This window comes from Kocuria subflava (genome assembly GCF_012163155.1).
Lineage (GTDB): Bacteria > Actinomycetota > Actinomycetes > Actinomycetales > Micrococcaceae > Kocuria > Kocuria subflava.
Genome location: NZ_JAAVUN010000003.1, coordinates 1 through 26,531 on the forward strand (window position 1 = coordinate 1; position 26,531 = coordinate 26,531).

Below are 26,531 nucleotides of genomic sequence, written 5' to 3' on the forward strand. Positions count from 1 at the left end.
CCGCCACAGGACTCTGACCAGCGACAACACCGGCCAAGTCAGCCAGGAGCTCTCAAGTGGCACGAGTCAGGTTGGATGCGCCGGGAGCCGGGGATCGGAACGATCCACGGCTGCTGCGCCAACAGCCACGCCAGCGCCACCTGACCTGCAGTGGCCTCCTTGGAGGCAGCCAGGGTCTGGACGTGGTCCACCAGGGCCTAATTGGCCTGGCGGTTCTCCTCCTGGAAACGCGGAATGGTGGCGCGGATGTCACCGTCACCGAACGACGACGTCGTCACCTGGCCCGTCAAGAATCCCTTGCCCAGGGGACTGAACGGGACAAAGCCGATGCCCAACTCGGCACAGGCCGGAAGAATCTCCGGTTCCGGGTCACGGGTCCACAGTGAGTATTCGCTCTGGACGGCCGTGACCGGGTGCACGGCGTGGGCGGCCCGCAGGGAATGTGCACCGGGCTCTGAGAGGCCGAAGTGCAGGACCTTGCCTTCGGCCACCAGATCACCCACTGCACCGGCCACCTCTTCCATGGGCACATCCGGGTCCACTCGGTGCTGGTAGAACAAGTCGATCCGGTCCGTGCGCAGCCGCTTCAGGGATTCCTCAGCCACCCGCCGGATCTGTTCCGGGCGGCTGTTCAGGCCGGTGATCTGACCGTCCGTGATCTGCCAGCCGAACTTGGTGGCCAGCACCACCTGGTCGCGCACCGGCTCAAGGGCCTCACCCAGCACTTCCTCGTTGTGGAAGGGACCGTAGGCCTCGGCGGTGTCAAAAAACGTCACACCGGCATCCACAGCGTCCCGCAGTACCTGCACCATGGCGGCGTGGTCGCCGGGGTTGGGGCCGTAGGACTGGGAGATGCCCATGCATCCCAGACCAATGGCCGAGACTTCCAAACCCTGTCCCAAAGTACGTGTGTGCATGACCTGCTCCATTCTGCTCGGAAGCGGCGGCGGACCTCAGTCGTTGGCCCGCTGGGCGGACCCGTTGGCCAATCTAAGGCCTCTGAACCGGTTGACGGCAGCCTGGAGCTCTTGTTGCCTGGGCGCTGCCAGGTAGCCAGGGTGCCCGCCATGAGCACTGAGCGCATCCAGCCCATCGCGTTCCATGCTGCAGATCCGCTCGAATGCCGCACGTTCCAGGGCCACGTTGTGGGGTGTGGTGGTGGCCAGTTCATCCAGGGCTCGCGCCAGCGCCGCGGTTTGACCGGCATCCACCAGCTGAGAGACGGCGGACAGGTCAATGTTCTGGCGGCCCACCTGAATCTCCGTGCGCCCACGGGCTCGATTGGGTTTGGTCTTGGAGCGTGGATTCAAGCTGGGTGCATGCAAGATCCGCGGGGTGCGGGCACGGAACGGTGCCACCTCACGGCCGTTGACGTCCACGTCATCGGACTCATCCCCCCACGGTGTGTCCTGGGCAATCTGCCGGGCCTGCTCGGTGACGTCACGCGGACGGTAGGCCTCCATGACAATCACCTGATCTGCCACGTCAAAAAAGGCTCCAGTTCCACCGGCCACGAGCACGGTGGAGACCCCGGTGTGTTCCAACATGGGCTTGACCCGCTCCACGAACGGCGTGATGGGTTCCCTGTGCGGAGGGATCAGGCGTTTCATCCGGTCATCACGGATCATGAAGTTGGTGGCGGAGGTGTCCTCGTCAATCAGCACGGTGGAGGTGCCAGCTCCCAGCGCCTCCACCAGATTGGCGGCTTGGGACGTGGAGCCGCTGGCGTTCGTCGTCGTGAATTCGCGGGTGTCCACGCCGGTGGGCAACCCGGTGATGAAGGGGGAGATGTCCACCCCCGTCACGCAGCGCCCGTCCTCAGCCCGGATGGCAACGGCATCGCGGCGGGTGATCACCCACTCGCGGCCGTCCCCGGCAACGTGCGGGTAGACCCCGCCGCTGAGGGCTGCCAGCAGCGTGGACTTGCCGTGGTAGCCGCCGCCAACAATCACCGTGATGCCCTCCGGGATGCCCATGCCGCGCACGGTTTTCCCACTGGGCAGCTCAAAACTCACGTCCAGAGAGCCTGGGGTGGTGAACGGGATGGCCCCCTGTTCCAGGGGCAGATCGGAGTCGCCGGCCCTGCGCGGCAACACCGACCCATCACCCACAAAGGCCACCAGTCCCCGGTCCTTCAAGCTCTCAGCCACATGGAGTTGGTCCAGGTAGAGCTGAACGTGGGCGACCAGGGCGTCGTCGTCCCGGTTTTCGGGGTCAAGAGCAGCGGCGACCACCTGCGGCAACTGCTGGGTGAGAACGTGCTCGGCGGCGCGGCCCTTGATGCGGCGCCCTGCGGCGGGCAGGGCCACCTCCAAGCGGACTTCCACACGGTCATCGGTGATGAGCACCGTGCTGCGTTCCAGCACCTGCTGACCGTGTGCGTAGGTTTTCAAAGCAGTGGTCTCGCCCTGATGCGAACCGTTGCCGTAGCTTCCACGAGGCTTGGAGCGCGGCGGCTGGTCCTGGGACGTGGTCCGGCCCTGGACGGCAGCATGGAAACGCCGGGCCAGATGGTCTGCTGCAGCAATCCGTTGAGGACGCGTCTGGGTCACGTGCCCGGGTAGCTGGATCTGGTCCCGGGCGAGCATCACGCGGATCTTGGACGGGGGAGCATAAGGGTCCACCTGCGTGTGGTCCACACTGAGTCGGAAGCCACCCATGTCATAGGTGCCCTTGAGGCGGTTGTAGCTGCCGTATCCCTGGCCGTCCAGATCGCGGAGCGTGTGCTGCAGTGCCTTGAGGTCGCCCATACCCCCACCCTATGAACTTCCTGCCGAGTGTGTGAGTTCGGGCGTTTCCAGGGCTACCAGACGACTGAACTCACACACTCGGCAGCAAGACGGTGGGGACGTAGGGTGGTGGTGTCAAGGACCGACCAGTCAGGAGTGCACCATGACTTCCACCTTGCCGCAGTTGGCCGTCACCGGTTCCACGGGAGTCCTGGGAGGGGCCGTTGCCCGCACGTTGTCCCAGGCCGGGGTGGCACAGCGGTTGATGGTGCGCTCCTTGAACCGGGCGCCTGAGATCCACGGCTCCACCGCCCGTCAGGCCGAATACGGGGACCGTAGTGCGGCCTTGGGCGCACTTGAGGGGGTCAAGACCCTGTTCATGGTCTCCGGCCGGGAAAGTGCCACTCGACGTCAAGAGCACGCCACCTTCATCCAGGCCGCAGCAGACGCCGGGGTCCAGCACATCGTCTACACCTCCTTCTTTGCCGCCAGCCCTGACGCAGTGTTCACCCACGCCCGGGGCCACGACGAAGCGGAGAACCTCATCCGTGACTCCGGGATGTCCTGGACTTTCTTGCGCGACAACTTCTATATGGACGTCCTCCCGGCGTTCACCGGGGACGACGACGTCCTGCGCGGTCCGGCTGGTGACGGCCGCTGCTCCTTTGTGGCCCGCGACGACGTCGCTCGCGTGGCTGCCGCCGTGCTCCAGGACCCCGCAGTTCACGTGAACCAGACGTACAACCTGACCGGCCCGGAGGCCCTGAGCCTCCAGGAGGCCGCAACCACCATGTCCCAGGTGATGGGCCGCTCCTTCAGCTACCACGCGGAGACCGTTGAGGAGGCCTACGAATCGCGCCGCGCGTGGCCTGCCGAGCAGTGGGAGTACGACGCCTGGGTGAGCACCTACACCGCCATCGCATCCGGAGACCTGGCACCTGTGACCGGTGACATTCAACGAGTGACAGGTCAGGCGCCCATGACCTTTGAGCAGTTCCTCCGCGCCCAGTCATCCAGCTGACGGTCGCTCCGGCCGGTCAGTCCCAGAGGCCCGAGCAGCCCCGCCGGTGCGAGCCCACCAGGTGCAGGTCCACCAGTCCGATGGCGGACATCAACGCGTAGGCCGTGGTGGGTCCCACAAAGCTGAAGCCCCGTTTCTTCAAGGCCTTGGCCATGGCCACAGACTCCGGGGTCTGGGTGGGCAGTTCCGCCATGCTCCGCGGCGCCGGGGTGGTCTCCGGGCGGAAGGACCACACCAGATCGGCCAGCCCGCCGTCCTCTCGAAGGCGCACGGCGGCTTGGGCGTTGCCGATGGTGGCGGTGATTTTGGCGCGGTTGCGCACGATCCCGGCGTCGTTCATCAACCGCTCGTGGTCAGCTGGACCGAAGGCAGCCACCGCGTCCGGATCAAAGTCTGCGAATGCCTCCCGAAAGCGTGGGCGCTTGGCCAGGATGGTGGACCAGGCCAGCCCGGACTGGAACGCTTCCAGGCTCAGCCGTTCGAACACGCCGCGCTCATCGGTCACGGGCATGCCCCACTCGGAGTCGTAGTACGCACGCAACAGATCACTGGATGCTGCCCAGGGCGGCCGGGCCAGGCCGTCGTCGCCGATGACCAGATCAGTCGGCACGGATTCAGATGTGCTCACCCCTTCAGGGTAGGCCGCCCCCGGCGTCCGGTCAGACGGTCCCAGAGCGGACCGCTCACCGCGGCCAGGACGACGGCGCCCGCCATGATGGCTGCCAGTCCTGCTGCCCCGGTGCCCAACCCGGCGCTGCGCTCAGCGCTGAAGAACAGGACGTCGCGCACACCCAACCAGGTGTAGTGCAGGGGCTCGATGTTGGTGATCCAGGCGAAGAACCCGGGTAGGGCCTCCACCGGCACCACGGCACCGGCAGATGGCAGGCCCAGGAAAATCAGGTAGACCATGGACAGGATCAGCCCTACGCCGCCGGCCGCCGTGAGCAGTGCCAACGTCACGGCCGATGACGCTGCGATGGAGAGCCAACTGATCAGGAACAGCTCGCCACCGTTCGGCATGGGCATGTTCACCACGGAGGCCGCCAGCATCATCAACCCGGAGGTTGCGGCACCGGCCAGCAGCATGATCGCCCACTTCACCAGGAACGTGGTCAGCCGGGACAACTCCACCGTGCGGTACTGGTGGAAGCTGGGCCCCAGATCCACCGGCATGATCCCCAGGATCCCGTCCACCAGGGTGTGGACTGCCACGCTGCCGCTGAGACCCACCACCAACAGGACCACGGACCAGTAGAACGGGCTCATGCCCAACGCGGTGCCGTCCTGCAGGTCCTGCCAGGCATGGGTGGTGATGTGAACGGGATCGTTGAGCACGTCCTGGGCAACGGTGGTGACCTCGGGGACGTGCTGACCTGCGTCCTGGCGTGCTTGCACCTGTTGGTCCGCGGATGCACTCAGGTCCTCACCAATGGACTCAGATGCCTGGTCGAGTCCTGGCTTGAGGCCATCGGAAACCAGCCGGGTGCTCATGGAACCGGCCTGTGGCGAGGTGATCAGCTCAATGGTGGGCTGGGTGCCGTCGCCGTCCCCTCCGATGGCAGCGGGTACCAAGGCCACGGTCTGTGCGGAGAACTCCTGCGGGATCTTGATGGCCCCGTAGATCTCACCGCTGGACAGTTGGCTGTCAGCTTGCTCGGAGGACATCTCCTGCAGATTGAACTCACCGCTGTCATTGACCTTGGACATCAGGTACTCCGTGAGGTCATCACCCAGGTTCACCTTCTGTGGGGAACCATCGGCTGCGGTGGTGGTGGCGCCGTCGTCCTGGTTCACGATGGCAACGGGCAGGTCCTCCATGTGATCAGCGGGGGATCCCAGGCCACCCAGGTAAAGCAGGATGCCCAGGAACCCGATGATCATCACGCCCACCGGGGGAATGATCCACCGCAGCGTGCGGGGCAGGTCCCACAGTGTGGCGTGGTGGCGGGTGGCCTCCGCGGACGGGGAGTTTTCGCGGTGTTTGGGATGTCGCTCGGTGAGCTCGTCTGAGTGCATGACGTCCTCGATGCATGAGTGTATTGAAATTCAGGGCCTGACGATACACTGGTGTATCGAGTCGGTCGAGGGGATGATGACGCCAATGAGTGAGACTCCTGACACAGAAGCCGCCAAGCGCTCGCGCTCAGCCACGCGCACCAAATTGGTGGACCAAGCCGCCACCGTGTTTGTCACCAAGGGCTTGGAGGCTGCCAGCGTGGCGGATCTCTGCGCGGCGGCAGGGTTCACACGGGGTGCCTTCTACAGCAATTTTGACTCCAAGTCTGAGCTGGCGGTGGCGGTCTACGCCCACCGGGTGGATCAACTGGTGGAGCTGCTGACCACGGAAGTGCAACGGCAACTGCGGCGGGATGTGCCCGTGACGCAGATGTTGGCGTTCGTCCTGCAGGCACTGTCCGGATTGACCCAGGACGGCCAATGGCAGGCCTTCCGTGTGGAGATGCACTTGGCGGCCGACCGAGACCCGCAACTGCGCCTGGCCGTGGACGAGCAATACGAACGCATTCTGGCGGCTGTCACGGAAGTCCTGGAGCAGGTCAAGAGTCGCGGGGTTTCCTACCGCGTTGACGGCAAGGACCTGGCGCGCATCCTGATCGCGGTCTGGGACGGGGAGTTGTTGCGTGCAGGACGCAACATGGCACCGGACCGGGGGACCGGTGCCCGGTTGATCACCGCAACATGGGAGGCCTTCACCACGGTGGACTGACACCGCCACCGCGGCCCCATGTAATGGCCTGCAACCACGCGCCACCGGCACGGCGCTGTGCCTACCGTGGAGATGAATGCACACACAGCATTCGAACCTCAAATCGGTACCCAGAGGAGTGGCATCAGATGAAGGCTGCACGTTTCTACGACCGTGAAGACATTCGTATCGAGGACATCCCGGAGCCCACCGTGGAACCTGGTCACGTGGGGATCGACGTCGCCTGGTGCGGAATCTGTGGCACCGATCTTCACGAGTACAAGGATGGCCCGGTGTTCTGCCCCACGCATGACACCCCTCACCCCATCTCCGGTGAGACTGCGCCCATCACTCTGGGCCATGAGTTCTCCGGTGTGATCTATGAGGTCGGTGAGGGCGTCACCGACCTGGAGGTTGGCGACCACGTGGTGGTGGAGCCCTACATCATCGACGACTCCGTGGACACCGGCCCCGAGTCCAAGGACTATCACCTCTCCCAGAACATGAACTTCATCGGTCTGGCCGGTCGCGGTGGCGGGCTGGGGGAGAAGATTTCCGTCAAACGCCGCTGGGTGCACGCCATCAGCAAGGACCTTCCCCTGGATCAAGCAGCACTGATCGAGCCCCTGTCCGTGGGCTACCACGCGGTCCAGCGTTCCGGGGCCACGGAAGGGGACATCGCTGTGATCGGCGGTGCCGGTCCCATCGGCTTGCTCACCGCAGCTGTGCTCAAGGCCATTGGATGCACCGTGGTGGTCTCCGAGCTTTCACCCCTGCGCCGTGAGAAGGCCCTGGAATCGGGCGTGGCAGATCACGCCCTGGATCCCACCCAGGTGGACGTTGCCGAGGAGGTACGCAAACTCTCCCGTGACGGACGCGGTGCGGACGTGGCTTTTGAATGCACCTCGGTGCAGGTGGTTCTGGACACCCTCATGGACGCGTTGCGGCCCACGGGTGGTCTGGTGGTGGTCTCCATCTGGGCACAGCGCTCCAACTTTGACATCCACACGTTGGTCATGAAGGAGATCGACCTTCGCGGCACGATCGCCTACGTGAATTCCCACCCGGCCACGATCGCGCTGGTGGAGTCCGGAAAGATTGATCTGGCCCCGTTCATCACGGGCAAGATTGCCGTGGAGGACCTGGTGAGTGAGGGCTTTGACACACTCATCCACCGCAATGAGACGGCCGTGAAGATTTTGGTCTCTCCCAGTGGGAGGGGCTTGTAAAGTCGGATCCATGCGCCCGACACTTCTTGAGCGCCTACGCAGTGAGTCCGGTAGCGCGCTTCTTTTGGTGGCGGTCACGGTCTTTGCTCTGTTGTGGGCCAACTCCCCGTTCTCCAGGCTCTACCACGAGCTGTGGGAGACCCACATGGAGGTCACCGTGGGGTCCTGGGGCCTGAACCTCAGCCTGCACCACTGGGTCAATGACGGCTTGATGGTCATCTTCTTCTTTGTGGTGGGCTTGGAGGTTCGCCAGGAGTTCGCAGTGGGCTCCTTGCGCGACCGTCGTCGGGCCCTGGTGCCGCTGGTGGCCGGCGTGCTGGGCGTGGGGGTGCCTGCGTTGATCTACCTGAGCATCGCCGGGGGCGAGGCACCCGCTGGTTGGGGTGCGGTGGTGGGAACGGACACCGCATTCCTGCTGGGTGCTCTGGTCCTGGTGGGCCCGGCCATGTCCAATCAGCTGCGGATCTTCCTGCTCACCCTGACCGTGGTGGATGACTTCCTGGCGGTGTCCATCATTGGTGTGTTCTACACCGAACAGGTGCGTATCTGGCCCCTGGTCATCGCGGTGTTCGCCTTGGTGGCTCTGTTCCTCTTGGGGCGCACCCGGCAGTGGCGTTCCTCCCCGTACGTGGCACTGGTGATCGTGCTGTGGCTGGCCACTTTGGAATCGGGGATCCACCCGTCCATCGCAGGCATGGTGGCGGGCCTCATGGTGCCCGCCTTCGCCACGCACCGCGGTGTGGTGGACAGTGTGGCGCACCTGTTCCGTGACTTCCGTCAGTCCCCGGAGGCCGACGCCGCCCGTACGGCTTCCCGGGGCCTGGCCCGTTCCATCTCGGTCAACGAGAGGCTACACGCCGCCTTGCGCGGGCCGTCGTCGTTGGTGATCGTTCCGCTGTTCGCCCTGGCCAATGCCGGGGTGGACCTGCGCGGTGACACCCTGGGACAGGCGGCGACCTCCACGGTCACCTGGGGTGTGGTGGCCGGGCTGGTGATCGGCAAACTGGCCGGAATCTCCTTGGGCACCTGGCTTGCCATGCGCATGGGTCTGGGCAAACTTCCCGACGGCGTGGGGCCAGGTTCCATCATGGGTGGTGCGGCCCTGTCCGGAATCGGGTTCACGGTGTCTCTGCTGGTGATCGGGTTGGCCTTCACGGATCAACAGCACAGCAATGCCGCCACGGTGGGAGTGCTGTTGGCCATGGTCCTGGCCTGGTTGTTGGGCTGGATCATCTTCTGGGTGGCCCGGGTCCGGTTCGGGGAAACCTCAGCCGACCTGCCGGTGACTCTGACTCCTGCGGTCAACGAGGACTACGACCACATCTTTGGATCCCCGGATGCCGAAGCCACTGTGGTCGAGTACTTCGACTACGAATGCCCCTTCTGCTCACGCACCACGGGTATCGGTCAGGACCTCTACCAACACTTTGGGGACCGGGTGCGTTTTGTGGCGCGTCACGTGCCCATTGCAGACCGGCATCCCAATGCCGAACGTGCGGCCGTGGTGGCAGAAGCGGCCGCTCGCCAGGGTCAGTTCTGGGACATGCACAAGCAGTTGTTCGATCACCAGGACCACCTGGATGAGTCGGTCTACCGGCGACTGGCGCAGGAGATCGGACTGGACATGGACCAGTTTGAATCTGACCTGGCGGACCCGGAGCTGCCCAAGTGGGTGGCCAAGCATGCCCGTAGCGCCCATGAGAGCGGGGTGCGTGGAACCCCCACGTTCTTCCTCAACGGGTCGCGGCACCTGGGCGCCCATGATGCCCGCACCATCATCGCCGAGCTGGAGGCCCAGATGAACACCCAGAGCGAACAGCCCCTACGGCGCCGCTCCTGAAACTATCGGCCTTGGCAGCCCGTGGGCTTCTCAGGCAGTTTCCTCCACTTCACGACGACGCAGTGCAGCCAGGTGGGCGTGCACCAACGGCAGCACAGACGCACCCTCGCCGGCGGCGGATGCCACGCGTTTCATGGACCCTGCGCGGACGTCACCCACCGCAAAGATCCCCGGCGTCGTCGTCTCCAAGCTGGTGGGGGGCATGCCACCGCGCCACCGGTCCTGGGGGACATCGCGACCGGTGAGGATGAAGCCGTGGTCGTCGCGGACCACGGAATCGGGCAGCCAGTGGCAGGCGGGTTGGGCACCCAGCAGACAGATCAGGCCGTCGGCTGGGACGTCGCGGGTGACACCAGTGGGGATCTCCTCCAAGGTGATCCCGGTCAACCGGCCCTGTCCACGACCTCCCACCACACGGGTGTTCGGCAGCACTGAGATGTTGGGGGTGGCCTCCACCTCACGGATCAGGTAGTCGGACATGGTGGCGGCCAAGGACTCACGGCGCACGGTGATGGTCACGGACCGGGCGAACTTGGCCATGTGCACGGCCGCCTGGCCCGCGGAGTTGCCACCGCCCACCACGTAAACGTCCTTGTCCTCCATCTCCCGAGCCAGGGACGTGGCGGCACCGTAGTGGACCCCCATGCCGATCCATTCATCCACGGATGCGATGTCCAGGCGCCGGTAGGCCACACCGGTGGCCAGCACCACGGTGCGGGAACACAGGTGGGTGTCATCCACCACCACGTGGTGGTGCTCTGGTTCATCGGCCGGTCCCGGTTCCACGGAGGACACCGGGCGGCCCGTGTAGAACCGTGCCCCGAATCGACTGGCCTGCACACGGGAACGCTGCGTGAGCCGCATGCCGGAGATCCCACGCGGGAAGCCCAGGTAGTTGCGGATCATGGAGGAGGACCCTGCCTGACCCCCAATGGCGTCTTCCTCCAGTACGATGGTGGACAGGCCCTCCGAGGCTGCGTACACGGCCGCCGCAAGGCCGGCCGGGCCTGCCCCGATCACCAGCACGTCCGCGATTTCACCCTCCGGGATTTCGTCGTAGCCGCCGTAGAGGTGTTGGCCCACGGACTGTGCTGTGGCGTCCTGGATGATGCTGCCGTTGAACGTGCGTACCAGGGGGAGCGCGGCACCTGGTCCAGCCTCTTCCAGGACGGCCTGTGCGTCCTCGTCCTCCAGACCCAGCATCCGTGTGGGCAGACCCATGCGTTCCAACATGTCCCGAATGGCCGCGGTGGTGGGTGTGGGTTGGTCGGTGATGATGTCCACCGCCGAGATCACGGGTCGGGCCACGGACCAACCCCATTCGGAGAGCAACTCGATCAGCGCGGTGTGGAACTCCTCGTCCCGCGGGCCTCTGGGGATGCCCACAAAGGTGTCCATGTCCCGTTCCAGGGCGGCCTGCTTGAGCTCCTCCAGGTGGTTGAGGTATCCATCCATACCCACCAGCGCCACGCGGCGGGAGGTGGGGGTGACCATCTGCATCTGACGCAGCAACTCGATGGCCGTGGTGTCCGGAAGGTCGAACTCCGCGGCCACCATGGCCAGTTGCGCCGACGCGGAGCATAGCTGCTCGGCCCGCGCCAGGGCCTCCTGACCGGTCTCCACCACCTCGATGGCGTAGTCGCGGTTGTACCGGGCCCGGAACTCGGCCTCGGTCACCTGGCGGTCGTGGTGGGTCACCAACAGAATCACAGGACGCTCAGTCACGCGATCAGCCTAGTCCTGCCGGGATCAGCCGGCATGAGAGCCGGGCAGTGCACGTTCCTTCCGGGAGGTCTGAGGGACAGGATGTTTCCGGAACGCGTGCTCTGTGCGGTCCCGGGCCAGAGTTGTCCGTGGGCATGACTAGACTGTGGCGAGGTTGTCCCAGCCGCCTTTCACGGTGGTCACGGGCAACTCCACACAGACGTCCGGCCGGCTCGTTGCTTCCCTTCCCCACGGGGTCGCCCGAACTTTGATCACTTCATGAGCACCAGAGGAGGAACGCGGGAATGATGACCACGCCGTCCGAGCGCAACATCCCGTCCGCTGGCCCGGAAACCACGTCCATTCAGATCATTTCTGAGGTCCTGGAAGAAGCTGCCGTGGGGCACCGCCTGTCAGATGAGGAGCAGGCTGCCGTGGATGCGCTGCCGCCCAACTCAGCCCTGCTGGTGCAGGTGGACTCCCACGGCCGCGGGGCACGCTTCCTGCTGAACACGGAAGAGGTCAGCGCAGGGCGCTACCCCAAGTCAGACATCTTCTTGGATGACGTCACCGTCTCCCGCCGTCACGCAGGCTTTGTCCGCCGGGACAAGACCTATGAGGTCATTGACGCGCAGTCCTTGAACGGGACCTATGTCAACAGTGACCGCGTGGACTCGGCCATGCTGAACAACGGGGACGAGGTTCGGTTGGGCAAGTTCCGCTTTGTGTTCTACCGCTCGACCCGCAATCCTGAAAACCACTCCTGACGTGGTGCCGTCACTTCACCAAGGCGGCAGCGAGTCCCCGCAGAACTCTTCCGACACCTCATCCGCAGGGGCGGGGGCTGCCAAGACCCAACGTGTGGGAATGGGTGCTCTGTTGACGCAGATGCAAGCTGAATTCCCGGAGATCAGTGCCTCCAAGGTGCGTTTCCTGGAAGACCAAGGCCTGTTGCATCCAGCGCGCACTCCGTCCGGCTACCGGAAGTTCTCTGCGGAGGACCGTGAACGCCTGCGTCAGGTTCTGATCCTTCAGCGGGAGCGCTACCTTCCTCTGAAAGTGATCCGGGAGCTGTCCGAAAACGGGCAGTTGGAGGCGCTGCTGAGCCAATCCGGGGCATCGGAGTCCGGCGCGGGTGCCGGTTCGGTTGCTGCAGGTGCGGGTTTGCCTGGCAGCGGTCAGAACTATGCCGGTGCTCCGGAGACATCCAGCCGACGTGCTGCCAAAACCACCGGTGCAGCCAACGCCACCAGTGCACCCAGCGCCACCATCGGCGGCCGGACGTCAGGCGGCTCTGGGTATTCCCATCCGTCTGAAGCCACCTCGGCCTCCCAGGCAGCCGCTGTGCCCGGTGAATCTGATGTGCCGTCCCAAGAACCCCTGACCATGCGGGAACTGTGCCGTCAGTCAGGGGCCGGGATCCCTCTGGTCCGTGAGCTGATCAGCTTTGGTCTGATCCATGAGCGCCCCGGTGGCTTTGACCGCCATGACCTGGTGATTGCCGGTGCGGCCCGTGCGCTGCGCGATCACGGGGTGGAGCCACGGCACCTGCGGACCCTGCGTCAGGCTGCCGACCGGGAGATCGGCCTGGTGCAGCAGGCCATCGCGTCGGAGGTTGCCAAACGCAGCCCAGCAGCATCACGTCGCGCCAGTGAACGGGCCGGAGAGATCACGCAGCTGTGCCTGAGCATTCACGCCTCCCTGGTTGTGGGACAGTTGGAGTCCGTTCAGCAGAAGCTGGGCGCTCACACACCTGAGGACTAGAACCGGGAAGTCGGCATGCAACGCGAACATCTCATGGAGATTGCAGGGGTACGCCTGGACGTGCCGTCCTCGCAACCCGTGGTGGTGCTGCGGGAGGCTGCGGGGCGTCGCCACGTGCCCATCTGGTTGGGCACCAATGAGGCCACCTCCATCGTGTTCGCCGTGCAGGGCATAGAACCGCCCCGGCCGCTGACCCATGACCTCCTGTTGGAGGTGGCCAAGACGTTTGGCCGCAGTGTGGAGAGGGTGCGCATCCACACCGTGGAGGACACGGTATTCCACGCGGCACTGGTCTTCGACGACGGCTCCGTGGTGGACTCCCGGGCATCGGATGCCATTGCGTTGGCCGCCCGGGTGGACTGTCCCGTGTTGTGCTCGGATGCTGTTCTGGATGCCGCCGGGCTGGTCATGACCGGAGACGGTGAGTTGCGCGAACCCGAGGAAGCTGATGGGCCTTCCGGCAGCGGCACCACGCGTGAGGGAGCTGAGCAAAAAGTCCGGGAGTTCAGGGACTTCTTGGACACTGTGGACCCTGAAGATTTCATGACGTGATCTTGGCCGCGTTCCCTGACCAGTGAACCGGTGTGATCGGCGTCAGGACGCGCCTGTCCAGGTGTTGCGCGGTGCATGCGTCATGCGACACGAATTCGTTGGGGCCCAAGGTCTTTGATTCGCGGTGCGGGCCCGTCTACCGTCACTTCCAAGTTGTTTTTGGCATCCGTACCTGCCGCTGCACAACCCTCACGAAACCGCGCGGTTCGTGGAGGTGGTGCGTGCCTCCACACTGGGGCAGGTTGCCGATGACCCACCATCACATGACCACGTGACTGCACCGCCCAGACGGTTCGGTCCCAGTTGCCGGGAGGACCTGCGTGAAGGACACCGATCACGTCGATGCTCCGCTTGCCGAGGAACTGACGCTGCCTGTGTTCACATCCCTGACCGGAGGAACCCAGGGGGTGCTGTTCGATGACGAGCGGCAGGTGCTCGATGACACCGTGGGCTACCGCGGAGCCACGGCCTGCAAGGTCACCGGGATCACCTACCGTCAGTTGGATTACTGGGCACGCACCGAACTGGTGGAGCCCACCGTTCGCACCGCCAAGGGGTCCGGATCTCAGCGCCTCTACAGCTTCCGCGACATCGTAGTGCTCAAGATCGTCAAGCGTCTGTTGGACACGGGTGTCTCCCTGCAGCAGATCCGTTCCGCCGTCGTCGCCCTGCGCGTGCGGGGGATTGAGGACCTGGCCCAGCTGACGCTCATGAGCGATGGCGCCTCCGTCTACGAATGCACCTCCCAGCAGGAAGTGATCGACCTGGTCCAGGGTGGTCAGGGCGTGTTCGGCATTGCGGTGGGCCGCGTGTGGCGTGAGGTTGAAGGCAGCTTGGCCAGCCTCCCGGAGGCCAATGCAGACATGGAATCCGAGTTCCCCGGGGACGAGCTCTCCGCTCGCCGCGCCCGGCGCCAGCAGAACGTCTCCTGAGGCCTCTCTCCACTGTTCAGACGTCAAAAAACTCGCCCATCAGCGCTGATGGGCGAGTTTTTTGACCACTGACTTTCACGACGACGGCTGCAGGAGCCCGTCCAGGATCTGGGTGTAGCGCTGCGCAATCTCTGCCGCGTCCACACCAGGCCATCGGTGGATGGGCCAGGCCGCACCCTGGGCGCGTTGCCACACCCGGTAGTCGGGCAGCACGGGGGCCACCAGGAGGTCACCAAAGAGTTCTTCCAGTTCCTCCACCCGGTGCTGGTGCTCGCGGGATCCGGGATGCACCTTGTTGACGATCACCCCGGCCGAGTTCACCGCCCACGCGGTGTCCCGTTCGAACTGGGCAATGGCGGTCATGGTGCGCTGGGTACCGGCCACGGAGAACAGGGAGGGTTCCGCCACGGAGAGCACTTTCTCCGAGGCGGCCCAGGCGATTCGCGTCAGCGTGTTGAGGTTGGGCGGGCAGTCGATGATGACCAGGTCGTAATCAGATTCCAACCCGTCCACCGCACGATCCAGCTTGACCAGGTCCGAGCGCTTGTACTGGGCGCGGTCGAACATGGAGGAGGCCGAGGACCCGGGCGCAACGTCCAGGCGAAGGCCCATCCGGCCGTGCTCTGTGCGTTCGTTCTCCACCCAGGGGGAACCCACGGTGACCGTGCTCAGGGAGCCGGGTTTGCCCCGCCGTCCCAGGATCTTTCCCACATGGTGCTCCGGGTCTGCGGTGACACCGAGTCCGGTGGTGGCATCGGCGTGCGGATCCAGGTCCACCACCAGGGTCTTGACGCCGCGTTGCAGGGCGGCCGAGGCCAGACCCAGGGTCACGGAGGACTTTCCGACTCCGCCCTTGAGGCTGGAGATGCTGACGATCTGCACGATGTCCTTCGACGTCCTTCGGGTCCGGGTGACTTGCCGCTGGCCATCTTAACGATCGCTGACGGCCCCACTACTCGTCACACGGCGTCTGTGGGCTGATTTGGCAGCCTGTCAGACGACTTAGGATGATTCAATGCGCACTTTTGACGTCATCATCATCGGGTCCGGATCCGGCAATTCGCTGTTGGGACCGGAGTACGACGCCCTGGATGTGGCCATCATTGACGGCGGCACCTTTGGCGGCACGTGCCTGAACGTGGGTTGCATCCCCACCAAGATGTACGTCTATCCCGCAGAGATCGCCCAGTCAGCACGCGAACTGAGTGGATTGGGCGTTTCTGCGGACGTGAGCTCGGATGCGGTGGACTGGCCGAGCATTCGGGACAGGATTTTCGGTCGCATTGATGCAATCTCAACCGGTGGGTTGGCGTACCGCAACTCCCTGCCGCGGGTCACGGTGTTCCAGGAGTACGCGCACTTCATTGGCCCCAAAACGTTGGAGACCGCATCCGGTGAGCAGCTGAGTGCCCCCACCATCATTCTGGCCTCCGGCTCCCGGGTGTTGGTGCCGCAGATCCCCGGCATCGACCTCCCGCAGGTGCACACCTCCGACACCGTGATGCGCATTCCGCAGCTTCCGCGGCGCGTGGTGATTGTGGGTGGGGGCTACATTGCCGCCGAGTTCGCCCACGTCTTCAACGGGCTGGGTGCTGAGGTCACCCAGATCAACCGCTCGTCCCGGTTGCTGCGCGGACAGGACACGGAGATCGCAGAGCGCTTCCAGCAGTGCGCCGGAGACCAGTGGAATCTGGCCACGGAATGGACCCCGGAGCAGATCACCCCCAACGACGACGGCTCGGTCACCCTCCGCTCGATCTCCACCCAAGGTGCTGAAACCCGTGAGGAGGTGGCCGATGTGGTGCTCATGGCCACCGGCCGGCGCCCCAACTCAGATCTGCTCAACCCACAGGCCGCAGGGATCGCGGTGGACCCGGAGTCACAGTTGATCCGGGTGGATGACCACCAGCGGGTGTTGGGTCAGGACGGCAAGGTCCTGGAGGGTGTGTGGGCCCTGGGGGATGTTTGTTCTCCGGCGCAACTCAAGCACGTGGCCAATCATGAGGCCCGCGTGGTTGCCCACAACGTGATGCACCCTGAGGACTTGGTGACCTCAGACCACCGCTTCATCCCGGCTGCGGTGTTCACCCATCCGGAGATCGCCACGGTGGGCATGACTGAGGACCAGGCGCGGGCCTGGGCCCAGGAGAACGGTGCGGAAATCACGGTCAAGTCCCAAGCCTTTGGGGACGTTGCCTACGGCTGGGCCATGGCGGATCAGACCGGGATCTGCAAGGTGGTGGCGGATCGGGCGACCGGCAAGATCCTGGGGGCACACCTGATCGGTCCGCATTCCTCCATGCTGATTCAGCCGCTGATCCAGGCCATGAGCTTTGGTCTGGATGCCCGGCAGATGGCACGCGGCCAGTACTGGATCCACCCGTCGTTGGCGGAAGTCGTGGAAAACGCTTTGCTGGGACTTGAGTTCGACTGAGCCAACGGCCTACCGGTCGTGAATCCCCCACGCCGTTGTCGATGTCCCAGGAAGTTCGCGGTTCCCCACGGTATGGGCGGTGATTTGGCAACCCGGTGGGGAGTCGACGGCAACGTGGGGAGTGGGCAGCAGGGTGAGGGCTCGGCGCTCAGATGGGGGTGGCTCAGGCGGCGGGGGCGTCGTCGTCCCGGTCTCTGAGCGCCCCCGCCACCACCACGGCAAAAATGCCGACCACGGGGACGGCCAACACCGCCACCCGCAGCCCCACGGAATCGGAGACCACGCCCACGAACGGGGAGACACTCAAGAACGCAGCTCGCAGCAGCCACCCGGCCATGGTCAGCCCGGTGCCGGGTTTGAGCCCAGGCACGGAGTCCGCGGCGTGGAAGGCCGAGGGCACCAGCGTGGCGCAACCGAAACCGGCCAGGGCAAAACCGATGATGGCGAAAGTCGGTGCGGGGGAGAGAGCCGCCACGGCCAGGCCAGCCGCGGCCAGGCTGCCGCCGAATCGTGCCATCCAGACCCGTCCGAACCGGTTGGTCATGGCATCGCCCACCAGCCGTCCGATGAACTGAGCGGCCATCAGCGCCACCAGACCCATGCCGGCCCAAGCTGCCGGTGTGTCCAGGACGCGGGAGAGAAACAGGGTGGACCAGTTCATCCCAAGGTCTTCCACCATGGCGCCTGCAATGGCGATGCTGGAGATCAAGGCCACCAGGGCCAGTGCGCGTCCGGTGGAGGGGGAGGCCGCGGGGATCACCGGTTTGGCGGGTGTGTCCGGTGTGCCCGGGCCGGTTTCATCGGCCACCACCCGCACCCGGCTCAGGCCCTCCGTCTCATGACGGTTCAGGGCAAAGTGCTGGGAGATCAACGCCACGGCCGCGAACAGCGCGCCGCTGATGGCCAGGTGGATGTGCAGTGGCAGGTCCAAGGCCACGGCAGCGGATCCCATCAGGCCGCCCAGCATGGCCCCCAGGCTCCACAGTGCGTGCAGGGAGTTGAGGATGGAACGGCCCATGGCTTTTTGGATCTGGATGCCTTGGGCGTTCTGGGCCGTGTCCACAATAGCGTCCAACATGCCGGCCAGCATCATGCCGGCCAGATAGGCCACCACCACGCCCAGACCCACCGCTGCGCCGTTTGCCTGGCCACCCAGGAACAATGTGCTGCCGGCAGCCCATGCCGCAGCAGTGCCCGCCACGGCAATCACGGCAGCCAAGGCAGCCGAGCCGATCCCTGCCACACGGGCGGAACCAAACCTGCGCAACAAGGGTGCCGGTGCCATCCCGGCCAGGATGGACCCCACAGGCAGGGCAATCACCAGAAAACCGAACTGCGTGTTGGTCAGCTCAAAGGCGTCCTTGACCTCTGGCAGACGGGGCAAAAGGTTGGCGTACACCGCGCCGTTGACCAGGAAGAACCCGCCGGAGGCCCAGCGTGCGGTCTTCAGCCGGGCGGCCGGGACGACGGCGGTGGTGGTTCTGCTGGTCTCTGTGGGCATCAGTGGCGGTCCCTGCGTTCCTTCATTTCCTTCAGACCACGCTCCACACCTGGCAGGTCCTTCAAGTGAATGTCCTTGACGTTCTTCTCTGTGATTTCGCGCAGCCGCTCCATGGAGGTCTCCAGCCGCTGCACTGAGGTCTCCAGGCGCTCCCGGGAGTTCTCCAACCGCTCCTTGGAACTCTCCAGGGAGGACTCCAAACGCGCACGGGCATCCGATGCCGGACGCGCAGGGGGTGCTGGACGCGAATACAGCTCCTCAATGGTCTCAGCGACATCGCGCAGGATCTCCGGGCGGCGCAGTTTCATGGACGGTGTCAGATGCCCAGATTCCACCGTGAGATCCGATGGCAGGATCTGGAAGGCACGGATGCTTTCCGCCACGGAGACCTTGCGGTTGGCCCGGTCCACGATGGACTGGATGTGACTGATGACCTCCGGGTGTTCGGCGGCCTGCTCGGTGCTCATGGAGGGGTCCAGACCCAGGAACTCCAGTTGTTTGGCCAGGGTCTCCGGGTCCAAGGTGATCAACGCGGCCACGAACTTGCGCCCCTCACCGATCACCATGCACTGGCTGACCGCGGCGGTGGCCCGGATTGGACCCTCCAAGACCTCCGGGATTACGTTCTTGCCACCGGCTGTGACAATGATTTCCTTCTTGCGTCCTGTGATCCGCAGCAGTCCGCGATCATCCATGGCACCCAGGTCCCCGGTGGCAAACCACCCGTCCTTGAGCGCTTCCTCGGTCAGATCCGGGCGACCGTGGTAGCGGGCCATCACATGGGGACCGCGGACCTGGATCTCGTCGTCGTCGCCCAAACGGATCTGGTGACCCGGCAGCGGTCGGCCCACGGTGCCCAGCGCGTTGATGGCGGGGGTGTTGGCCGCGATGGGGGCTGTGGTCTCCGTGAGCCCATAGCCCTCCACCACGTACAGGCCGATGCCGTGGAAAAAGTGCGCCAGGGACTCGCTCAGGGCCGCACCCCCTGAAATGGCCCATTTGACGTTGCCACCCATGGCTTCACGCAACTTGGCGTAGACCAGGCGGTCGTAGAGCTTGTGCCGTGCAGCCAACACCGGGTTGACCCGGCCCCGTGCGTGGGCGCGGGACCAACTCTGGCCGGTGGTCACCGCACGGTTGAACAACCAGGAGCGCAGTTTGCCGCCATCCTGCGCTCGCATGCGTGCGCCGATCATGATTTTCTCGAACACCCGCGGCACGGCCAGGATGAAGGATGGCTGCACCCGCTGCAGGTCGGCGCTGAGGTTCTTCACATCGGGGGTGTGCGCCAGGGTGATGCCGGCGTGCAGGGCAATGACCTCCACCATGCGTGCAAACACGTGTGCTAGCGGGAGGAAGAGCACCGTCTTGGCCCCGGTGTGGATGACCTCCGGCAGATAGGGCTGGACGTTCTCACACAGGAACACAAAGTTGCGGTGTGTCAGCTCGCACCCCTTGGGGGGTCCCGTGGTGCCGGAGGTGTAAATGATGGTGGCCGTGTCATCCAGGTTCACTGTGAGCCTGCGCTGCTCCAACTGGTCATCGGAGATCTCACGGCCTGCATCCATCAACTGCTCCAGGCTGTTGCCCGTGCCGTCCATGCGCCACATCCGCTGCGCGGCCTCCAGATGGGTGGCCTGGGCGCCGTCGTCCAGACCCTCCAACGAGCCGTCTGCCACCTGCGCGGCCGTGGAGCGCACCGCATCCTCCAGCTTCTGGTTCTCCACGAACACAGCTTGTGCTTGGGAGTCCAGCAGATTCCAGGCAATCTGGGCGGGGGAGGAGGAGTCATAGACGGGAACGGATACGCAGCCTGCCCACCAAATGGCAAAGTCCACCAGACTCCACTCGTAGCGGGTGCGTCCCAGAATCCCCACACGCTGCCCGGGCTCCAGTCCTGCGGCCACCAGGCCCTTGGCCACGTCCATGACCTGCCGCCGGAACTCGGAGGCCCGCACAGCTACGCCCGGCCCGGTGCGGGGCAACCGTTCGTACAGGACCGGGTCAGCAGTGGATGTGGCTTGGCGTTGCAGCAGGTCGGTGATGCGCTTCTGGGTCAGGTGCTCGTGGATGGGCGGCACGGATGTTTCGCGCACTGGGTCTCCCGGGGGTTGGATCAGGTGATCGCGTGGAGGCGAACAGGTGATGAAAACTTTGGATGGTGCATCCGTTGCGGTGACGGTTTCAGGTGTTCGGGTCAGACCCGAGCACCGTCATCGCCTGAGTCACGTTGTTCCGGCAGCCCGCCCAGCAACGTGATGATTGAGGAAATCACCGTGGCCAGACCTGGCATCCACAGCCACCACGGCAGCCCGTCCATCATGGCTCCCAGGATGACCAGAACAACAGGCACCACGATAAGCAGTAACCATGCTGTCAGTGTGCCAGTGCTCAATCCTGCGGTCACGTGTCCCGGGTCGTGAGGCTGCCAGTCCTCCTCGGACTCATCGGCAAGTTCGCGGGGAACAGCACCTGCGGCAGGCAGTGCTGAGCGCCAGGGAACCTGATACACCTCAGGTTCCGGTTCAGATTCTGATGGGTCCTCCGGCTCCGGCTCCTGGAGGCGGTGAACGATCTCCTCCCAGGCCTGCTGATCCGATTCTGGGTCCCTGGGCGTCTGGCTCACCCGCAACCTCCCTGCACGGGCTCAGCAGAGCTGACGCTCCGGGCTGCTGGAAGTGGCCCACCGGTGATCGAACAGTGTCCTGCCGCAACGGCATCCACAAATTCGCGGGAGCGGTTGAGCACCACGTCAGCCTCATGATCCAAGGTGGCAACGTGATAGCTGCGCGGTAGCACCACGGTCTCCACGGGGCCGCTGCAGCGCTGCATGATCAGTTCGTGGGAGGCTTTGGAGACCACATGGTCCTGCCGTGAGCGCAGCACCAACACCGGCACCGTGATCTTGGCCAGCTCCCTGGTGGTCAGGCGCATCAACCGGTTCAACTGGGCCACACCCGCTGTGGGCGTGCGCCCGTAGGCGTATTCATCCACCCCTTCCTTGGCCACGTCACTGCCCACGGCGCGGGTGGACTTCACGGCGTGACGCAGCACGGAAGCAGCACGCGCGGCCCGGTTGTGCAGCGACAGCGCCGGATTCACCACGACGACGCCGTCCACCACCTCCGGCATGGCTTCCGCCAGGCGCAAAGCCAGGGCACCGCCCATGGAAAACCCTGCCACCACCACACGCTCGTGGCTGGAAGCCAGCTCGGCGAGCAGATCTGCCACATGGGTGTACCACTGCTGCCAGGTGGTGGTTGAAAGGTCTTCCCATGTGGACTCATGTCCTGGCAGCGCTGGCACCACCACCGAGTGCTCGGGTGTGAAATTCAGCGCCCAGTCACGCACGCTGTAGACGGAACCGGTGAAGCCGTGGATCACCAGCACTCCCACAGGCTGCGGTGCCGGGCTGTCCCCGGAGCCGGAGGTGCTGTGGGCAGACCGTGCGGCCGTCATGGTGAATGCCACGCGAGGGTCGGCCTCTGTGGGCAGATCGGGGTGGGTGGTCATGGGACCATGCTCTCACTGCCGGAAGGCTGCACGCTCTCACTGCCGGATGGCTCATGCTGTCACTGCTGCAAGGCTGCCCGCTCTCACCACCGCCATGAGATACTGCAGCGGAATCAGTCACGGTTCCGCCGTCGTCGTTGGTCAACAGCGCCTGCGGCACAGTGCATGAACGGCCGTAAGGAGTGCAGACCACATGGTCTACATGTTCTTGAAGAACTGGGTGGTTGCCCCGTTCATCAACCTGACTTTCCGCCCCAAGGTGGTGGGCGCACACAACGTTCCCAGCACGGGACCTGCCATTCTGGCCAGCAACCATCTGGCGGCTGCTGACCACATCTTCATGCCCATTGCCGTGGACCGGCAGATCTTTTTCCTGGCCAAGTCCGACTACTTCACGGGCAAGGGGCTCAAAAGCAAGATCGTGGCCGGGTTCTTCCGAGCCATCAACCAGATCCCCATGGACCGCTCCGGTGGCAAGAAGTCAGCGGCGTCCCTGTCAGCCGGTGGCAAAAAGCTGGCCGAGGGTGAACTGCTGGGGATCTATCCGGAAGGCACCCGCTCTCATGACGGCCGTCTGTACCGCGCCAAGATCGGTGTGGCCCGTCTGGTCCTGGAATCCGGTGCTCCGGTGATTCCCATTGCCATGATCGGTACGGACGTGGTGCAGCCGTTGGGCACGCCGTTCCCGGCCCCGTGGCGGCAGAAGAAGGGATTCCGGGTGACCACCATTTTTGGTGAGCCCATGGACTTCTCCCACCTGAAGGATCGTGCAGGGGACCGGGACGTGGTCCGGCAGATCGCTGACGAGATCGTCCAGGCCATCCAGAAGCTCTCCGGCCAGGAGTACGTTGAGGCCTATGCGGCTGACGTCAAGCGCGCACAGTCGCAGGGCAAGTCCTCCGGAAGCTGACGCCCGCCGTTGGTGGCGACCGGGGTGCTGGGCACGGCTCACTCAGGTGTGACTGTGGGCACCTTGAGCTGCGGTAGCGTAGAGGTTGCGCGATTGCGGGCCGGAACCTGTGTCAAAACCACGCATGGGTCATGGACAGGCCGACTCGCAGTCCATCCATTTGCTGTGCTTTCCGGCACGGCCACACCACGGCCGCATTGACGGCCGCAAACGCAAGGACGCAACACCGTGACTAAGGTTTCCGTAGACACAGCCCAGCTCCCGTTCCAGCCCGGCCCCAAGCCCACCGCTGACACCTATGGGCTGGACGAGTGGCGCAACCTGACGGCAGATCAGCAACCCACGTGGGCTGAGCACCCCGATTTTTCCTCCAGCATTGAGGAACTCTCCACCGTGCCCCCGCTGGTATTCGCCGGTGAGGTGGACACCCTCAAGGCACGCTTGGCCGAAGTCGCGCAGGGCCGTGCGTTCTTCCTGCAGGGTGGTGACTGCGCTGAGACCTTTGAGGGCGCCACCGCAGACAAGATCACCGCCCGGGTACAGACTCTGCTACAGATGGCCGCTGTTCTGACCTACGGCGCCTCCATGCCCGTGGTCAAGATGGGGCGGATGGCAGGTCAGTTCTCCAAGCCGCGCTCCTCCAACGATGAAACCCGTGATGGCCTGACCCTGCCCACTTTCCGCGGTGAGATGGTCAACGGCTTTGACTTCACGGAAGAGGCCCGTGTCCACGACCCCAACCGCATGGTTCGCGGCTACCACACCTCCGCATCCACACTGAACCTGATTCGCGCTTTCACCGGCGGTGGGTTTGCTGATCTGCGCCACGTGCACTCCTGGAACATGGGCTTTGCTTCCAACCCGGCACACTCCCGTTACGAGTCCATGGCTCGTGAGATCGACCGCGCGGTGAAGTTCATGGAAGCCTGCGGCGCGGATTTCGATGCCCTCAAGACCACCGAGCTGTTCACCGGGCATGAGGCCCTGCTGCTGGACTACGAGCGAGCCCTGACCCGTATCGATTCCCGCACCCACCGCCCGTACGGCACCTCAGGCCATTTCCTGTGGATCGGTGAACGCACCCGTGGGTTGGACGACGCCCACGTGGACCTGCTCTCCCGCCTGGAGAACCCGATCGGCGTCAAGCTTGGCCCGTCCACGACGGCGGAGGACGCCTTGGCGCTGATCGACAAGTTGGATCCCCACCGCATCCCGGGCCGCCTGACTTTCATCACCCGCATGGGGGCCGGCAAGATCCGCGAAAACCTCCCGCGTGTGGTGGAGGCCGTGGAAGGCTCCGGCGCCAAGGTGGTCTGGGTCTCCGATCCCATGCACGGCAACACCGTGTCCACCCCGTCCGGTTTCAAGACCCGCAACTTCGATGACGTCGTGGACGAGGTCCGCGGATTCTTCGAGGTGCACCAGGCCATCGGCTCTCATCCCGGTGGCTTGCACGTGGAGATGACCGGCGACGACGTCGCCGAGTGCCTGGGCGGTGCCGCAGCCGTGGAGGAAGCCCACTTTGCCGACCGCTACGAAACCCTGTGCGATCCCCGACTCAACCACATGCAGTCATTGGAGATCGCCTTCCTGGTGGCCGGCTACCTGGCTCGCGACTGACTGTGGATCAAGCCGGCCGTCGGTCACATGACCGACGGCCGGACACATACGGTTGGCCACAGGACCTCTAAGCGGTCAGATCACTCGAAGCGTGATGGTGGTGCCGTCCTGGGACTGGGTGATCACCCGGCCCAGGCGGCCTCCGGCCACGTCCTCACGGGTGACGGTGAATCCCAGATCCTCCAGCTGACTGGTGGCGTCATTGATGTCCGCTCCCACCACGTTGGGCACCTCTGTGGGTTCGGAGCCTGCCGAAATGGTCAGGTCCACGCTGGATCCTTCATCAACCTGGGTGCTCTGGGTGGGTGAGGCAGCTATGACCGTCCCTTCAGCCGAGCTGGAGAACTCGGTGGTGATCTGACCGGTGCTCAGCCCTGCATTCTCCAGCCGTGAGGTGGCCTCCTGCTGCTCCAACCCCTCCAGAGCGGGAACGCTCACCTGTGCGGGGCCACTGGAGACCAGGATGGAGAGTTGTTCACCCACGCGCATCTGGGTCCCCTCAGCGGGTTCTGTACCCAGCACTGAGCCTGCGGGTAGTTCCGTGCTGGATTGTTCGTACACCCGCACATTGCCGAATCCTTGGTTCTCCACCAGGGATTGCGCCTGTTCGGTGCTGGTGCCGTAGACAGCCGGAACCACTTCCGTGCGAAAGCTGCCTGAACCCAGCAACCAGCCCATGAACGCAGCAAGACACACCAGCAGCACCGTCAGAGCCAGGGCCACGCCCACCTTGAGCACGGACCAGCGGATGAGCTTGACCGTGGGTTTGGTGGGATCAGACGGTTTGGCACGGTCAGACGGTGTGGCATGACCAGACGAAGTGGTCGAGCCAGACCCTGCCGCGCCGCCGTCGTCGTGCCACACACTGGAAGCCGTGGACCCACCCCCGCGTCCGGCACCACCGAAGCCCAGCCCCTCTTCAGACACCGTGGGGGAGGTTGCGGTGTGCAGCCCTGTCAGGGAGGTGGTGTCGTCAAAGACTCCCAAGGTCTTGGGCGCGGTGCCGGTGGATGCGTGTGCGGTGGCTGTGGTGATGGCTTCGGTGGGGGCTTCTGCTGGTGGCGTTGTGGACGGTGCGGTGGGCAGCGAACCGCTGGAGCGCAGTTCCTCCACCGGACCGGTGGCTGGTGCGGTGGGCGGAAGCACAGAGGCGCCGGGGTCGGCCACCACCGGTGCCAGCGGCCCGGGACCCTGCTCCCAGCCCGCAGGTACATGCGTCAGCGCATCCGCGTTCAGCTGACGTCGCAGGTCGGCCAAATCCTGGACCAGGTGACTGGCATCTGCGGGCCGTTGGTCTTCTACCTTGGCCGTCCACCGGGCCAGCATCTGGGAGATCAGCGGATCGATCCCGTCCACCGACTCCTCCAAGGCGGGGACGGCCTGTTCCGCATGGGCCCGGGCCAGGCTCAGTGGCCCGCCCTCGAACGGGCGGCGCCCTGCCAACATCTCCCACACCAAAATGCCCACCGAGTAGACGTCCGCCCGAGTTCCCACGGGCTTCTCCAACACCAACTCCGGTGCAGCGTAGGCCACGGTGCCCAACACTGCCCCGGTGGTGGTGTGCTGATCGGCCCCACGGCTCAGACCAAAGTCGGCCACCTTGACGGTTCCGTCCGTGCGCATGAGGACGTTCTCCGGTTTGATGTCCCGGTGAACCAGTCCTGCACGGTGCGCGCTGGCCAGCCCGTCCAGCATCTGAGCCAAGATGCTGAAGGCCTGGCTGGGGGTCAGGAAGCCCTTGCGGTGGAGCACGTCCCGCAGGGTGCCGCCCTCCACGTATTCCATGACCAGGTAAACCAGGCCATCGGGGGTTTCACCTTGGTCCAGGACCGCCACCACGTGAGGGTGGGACAGCTGGGCAGCAGCACGTGCCTCCCGTGCAAATCTGCCCACGAAGGCAGGGTCCTCCGTCAGGTGTGGGTGCATGATCTTGACGGCCACCGTGCGATCCAAGCGCTGATCCACCGCCCGGTAGACACCCCCGGTGCCACCGCGGGCCATACGTGGGCCCACCGTGTAGCGCGACTCCAGGACGGTGCCGGTCAGGTGATCTTCTTGAGCTCTTTGCACAAGACAAC

General features: G+C 64.8%; 21 protein-coding genes and 1 pseudogene. 11 read left to right on the forward strand and 11 right to left on the reverse strand.

Annotation, left to right across the window (positions count from 1 at the left end; translation table 11 throughout):
- Positions 1-77: 77 nt before the first annotated feature.
- Both GTW58_RS02565 and GTW58_RS02570 read right to left on the reverse strand, forming a co-directional pair.
- A pseudogene (locus tag GTW58_RS02565) lies at positions 78-917 on the reverse strand (aldo/keto reductase); the annotation flags it as partial.
- 36 nt (positions 918-953) lie between these two features.
- A complete protein-coding gene (locus GTW58_RS02570) occupies positions 954-2,750 on the reverse strand; it encodes an ABC-ATPase domain-containing protein (RefSeq protein ID WP_119932287.1) in 1,797 nt (598 codons plus the stop codon).
- Between the two features lie 142 nt (positions 2,751-2,892).
- Here GTW58_RS02570 and GTW58_RS02575 point away from each other — a divergent pair, with 142 nt between their 5' ends.
- A complete protein-coding gene (locus tag GTW58_RS02575) occupies positions 2,893-3,750 on the forward strand; it encodes an SDR family oxidoreductase (RefSeq protein WP_119932286.1) in 858 nt (285 codons plus the stop codon).
- Between the two features lie 16 nt (positions 3,751-3,766).
- On the opposite strand, the gene GTW58_RS02580 is transcribed toward GTW58_RS02575, so the two are convergent.
- Both GTW58_RS02580 and GTW58_RS02585 read right to left on the reverse strand, forming a co-directional pair.
- The gene (locus GTW58_RS02580) at positions 3,767-4,378 is read right to left on the reverse strand and encodes a DNA-3-methyladenine glycosylase I (protein ID WP_119932285.1); all 612 of its coding nucleotides are present in this window, start codon (positions 4,376-4,378) and stop codon (positions 3,767-3,769) included.
- Complete coding sequence (locus GTW58_RS02585) at positions 4,375-5,766, reverse strand: YhgE/Pip domain-containing protein (protein ID WP_119932284.1); 1,392 nt, start codon at positions 5,764-5,766, stop codon at positions 4,375-4,377. The genes GTW58_RS02580 and GTW58_RS02585 overlap by 4 nt, the downstream gene beginning before the upstream one ends.
- 85 nt (positions 5,767-5,851) lie before the next feature.
- Between GTW58_RS02585 and GTW58_RS02590 the strand changes: the two genes are divergently transcribed.
- The 3 genes from GTW58_RS02590 (at position 5,852) to nhaA (ending at position 9,523) form a co-directional block, all read left to right on the forward strand.
- On the forward strand, positions 5,852-6,475 hold the full coding sequence (locus GTW58_RS02590; protein WP_232817944.1) for a TetR/AcrR family transcriptional regulator: 624 nt from the start codon (positions 5,852-5,854) through the stop codon (positions 6,473-6,475).
- Between the two features lie 128 nt (positions 6,476-6,603).
- Positions 6,604-7,683, forward strand: coding sequence for a 2,3-butanediol dehydrogenase (locus GTW58_RS02595; RefSeq protein ID WP_119932283.1), 1,080 nt, complete (start codon positions 6,604-6,606; stop codon positions 7,681-7,683).
- Between the two features lie 10 nt (positions 7,684-7,693).
- A complete protein-coding gene (gene nhaA / locus GTW58_RS02600) occupies positions 7,694-9,523 on the forward strand; it encodes a Na+/H+ antiporter NhaA (RefSeq protein WP_052209646.1) in 1,830 nt (609 codons plus the stop codon).
- Positions 9,524-9,553: 30 nt separating this feature from the next.
- Here nhaA and GTW58_RS02605 read toward each other — a convergent pair whose 3' ends face one another.
- On the reverse strand, positions 9,554-11,248 hold the full coding sequence (locus GTW58_RS02605) for an NAD(P)/FAD-dependent oxidoreductase (RefSeq protein WP_119932282.1): 1,695 nt from the start codon (positions 11,246-11,248) through the stop codon (positions 9,554-9,556).
- A 284-nt stretch (positions 11,249-11,532) separates the two neighbouring features.
- On the opposite strand from GTW58_RS02605, the gene GTW58_RS02610 reads away from it, so the two are divergent.
- The 4 genes from GTW58_RS02610 to GTW58_RS02625 all read left to right on the forward strand — a co-directional run bounded on the left by GTW58_RS02610 (position 11,533) and on the right by GTW58_RS02625 (position 14,475).
- Positions 11,533-11,994 (forward strand): FHA domain-containing protein, encoded by a 462-nt coding sequence (locus GTW58_RS02610; protein WP_052209647.1) that lies wholly within the window; start codon positions 11,533-11,535, stop codon positions 11,992-11,994.
- Between the two features lies 1 nt (position 11,995).
- Positions 11,996-12,991 (forward strand): MerR family transcriptional regulator, encoded by a 996-nt coding sequence (locus GTW58_RS02615; protein ID WP_232817943.1) that lies wholly within the window; start codon positions 11,996-11,998, stop codon positions 12,989-12,991.
- Between the two features lie 15 nt (positions 12,992-13,006).
- A complete protein-coding gene (locus GTW58_RS02620) occupies positions 13,007-13,543 on the forward strand; it encodes a bifunctional nuclease family protein (RefSeq protein WP_047691952.1) in 537 nt (178 codons plus the stop codon).
- Between the two features lie 362 nt (positions 13,544-13,905).
- The gene (locus GTW58_RS02625; protein WP_119932306.1) at positions 13,906-14,475 is read left to right on the forward strand and encodes a MerR family transcriptional regulator; all 570 of its coding nucleotides are present in this window, start codon (positions 13,906-13,908) and stop codon (positions 14,473-14,475) included.
- A gap of 75 nt (positions 14,476-14,550) precedes the next feature.
- On the opposite strand, the gene GTW58_RS02630 is transcribed toward GTW58_RS02625, so the two are convergent.
- On the reverse strand, positions 14,551-15,357 hold the full coding sequence (locus tag GTW58_RS02630; RefSeq protein ID WP_119932281.1) for a ParA family protein: 807 nt from the start codon (positions 15,355-15,357) through the stop codon (positions 14,551-14,553).
- A 133-nt stretch (positions 15,358-15,490) separates the two neighbouring features.
- Between GTW58_RS02630 and GTW58_RS02635 the strand changes: the two genes are divergently transcribed.
- Positions 15,491-16,909 carry a mycothione reductase gene (locus tag GTW58_RS02635; protein WP_119932280.1) on the forward strand — a complete coding sequence of 473 codons (1,419 nt, stop codon included), beginning with the start codon at positions 15,491-15,493 and terminating at the stop codon, positions 16,907-16,909.
- Positions 16,910-17,072: 163 nt separating this feature from the next.
- Here the strand turns inward: GTW58_RS02635 and GTW58_RS02640 are convergent, their stop codons facing one another.
- The 4 genes from GTW58_RS02640 to GTW58_RS02655 all read right to left on the reverse strand — a co-directional run bounded on the left by GTW58_RS02640 (position 17,073) and on the right by GTW58_RS02655 (position 21,923).
- Positions 17,073-18,410 carry an MFS transporter gene (locus tag GTW58_RS02640; protein WP_119932279.1) on the reverse strand — a complete coding sequence of 446 codons (1,338 nt, stop codon included), beginning with the start codon at positions 18,408-18,410 and terminating at the stop codon, positions 17,073-17,075.
- Positions 18,410-20,506, reverse strand: a complete 2,097-nt coding sequence (locus GTW58_RS02645) for an AMP-dependent synthetase/ligase (protein ID WP_119932278.1) — start codon at positions 20,504-20,506, stop codon at positions 18,410-18,412. The genes GTW58_RS02640 and GTW58_RS02645 overlap by 1 nt, the downstream gene beginning before the upstream one ends.
- Before the next feature lie 101 nt (positions 20,507-20,607).
- Entirely contained in the window at positions 20,608-21,036 is a 429-nt protein-coding gene (locus tag GTW58_RS02650) for a hypothetical protein (RefSeq protein ID WP_047690356.1), read from the reverse strand.
- Positions 21,033-21,923 (reverse strand): alpha/beta hydrolase, encoded by an 891-nt coding sequence (locus GTW58_RS02655; RefSeq protein WP_231559416.1) that lies wholly within the window; start codon positions 21,921-21,923, stop codon positions 21,033-21,035. The genes GTW58_RS02650 and GTW58_RS02655 overlap by 4 nt, the downstream gene beginning before the upstream one ends.
- Positions 21,924-22,116: 193 nt before the next feature.
- Here GTW58_RS02655 and GTW58_RS02660 point away from each other — a divergent pair, with 193 nt between their 5' ends.
- Positions 22,117-22,833 carry a lysophospholipid acyltransferase family protein gene (locus GTW58_RS02660; protein ID WP_119932277.1) on the forward strand — a complete coding sequence of 239 codons (717 nt, stop codon included), beginning with the start codon at positions 22,117-22,119 and terminating at the stop codon, positions 22,831-22,833.
- Between the two features lie 303 nt (positions 22,834-23,136).
- Positions 23,137-24,453 carry a class II 3-deoxy-7-phosphoheptulonate synthase gene (locus GTW58_RS02665; RefSeq protein ID WP_209436297.1) on the forward strand — a complete coding sequence of 439 codons (1,317 nt, stop codon included), beginning with the start codon at positions 23,137-23,139 and terminating at the stop codon, positions 24,451-24,453.
- A 75-nt stretch (positions 24,454-24,528) separates the two neighbouring features.
- Here the strand turns inward: GTW58_RS02665 and GTW58_RS02670 are convergent, their stop codons facing one another.
- Positions 24,529-26,523, reverse strand: a complete 1,995-nt coding sequence (locus GTW58_RS02670; protein WP_157980424.1) for a protein kinase domain-containing protein — start codon at positions 26,521-26,523, stop codon at positions 24,529-24,531.
- Positions 26,524-26,531 lie beyond the last annotated feature (8 nt).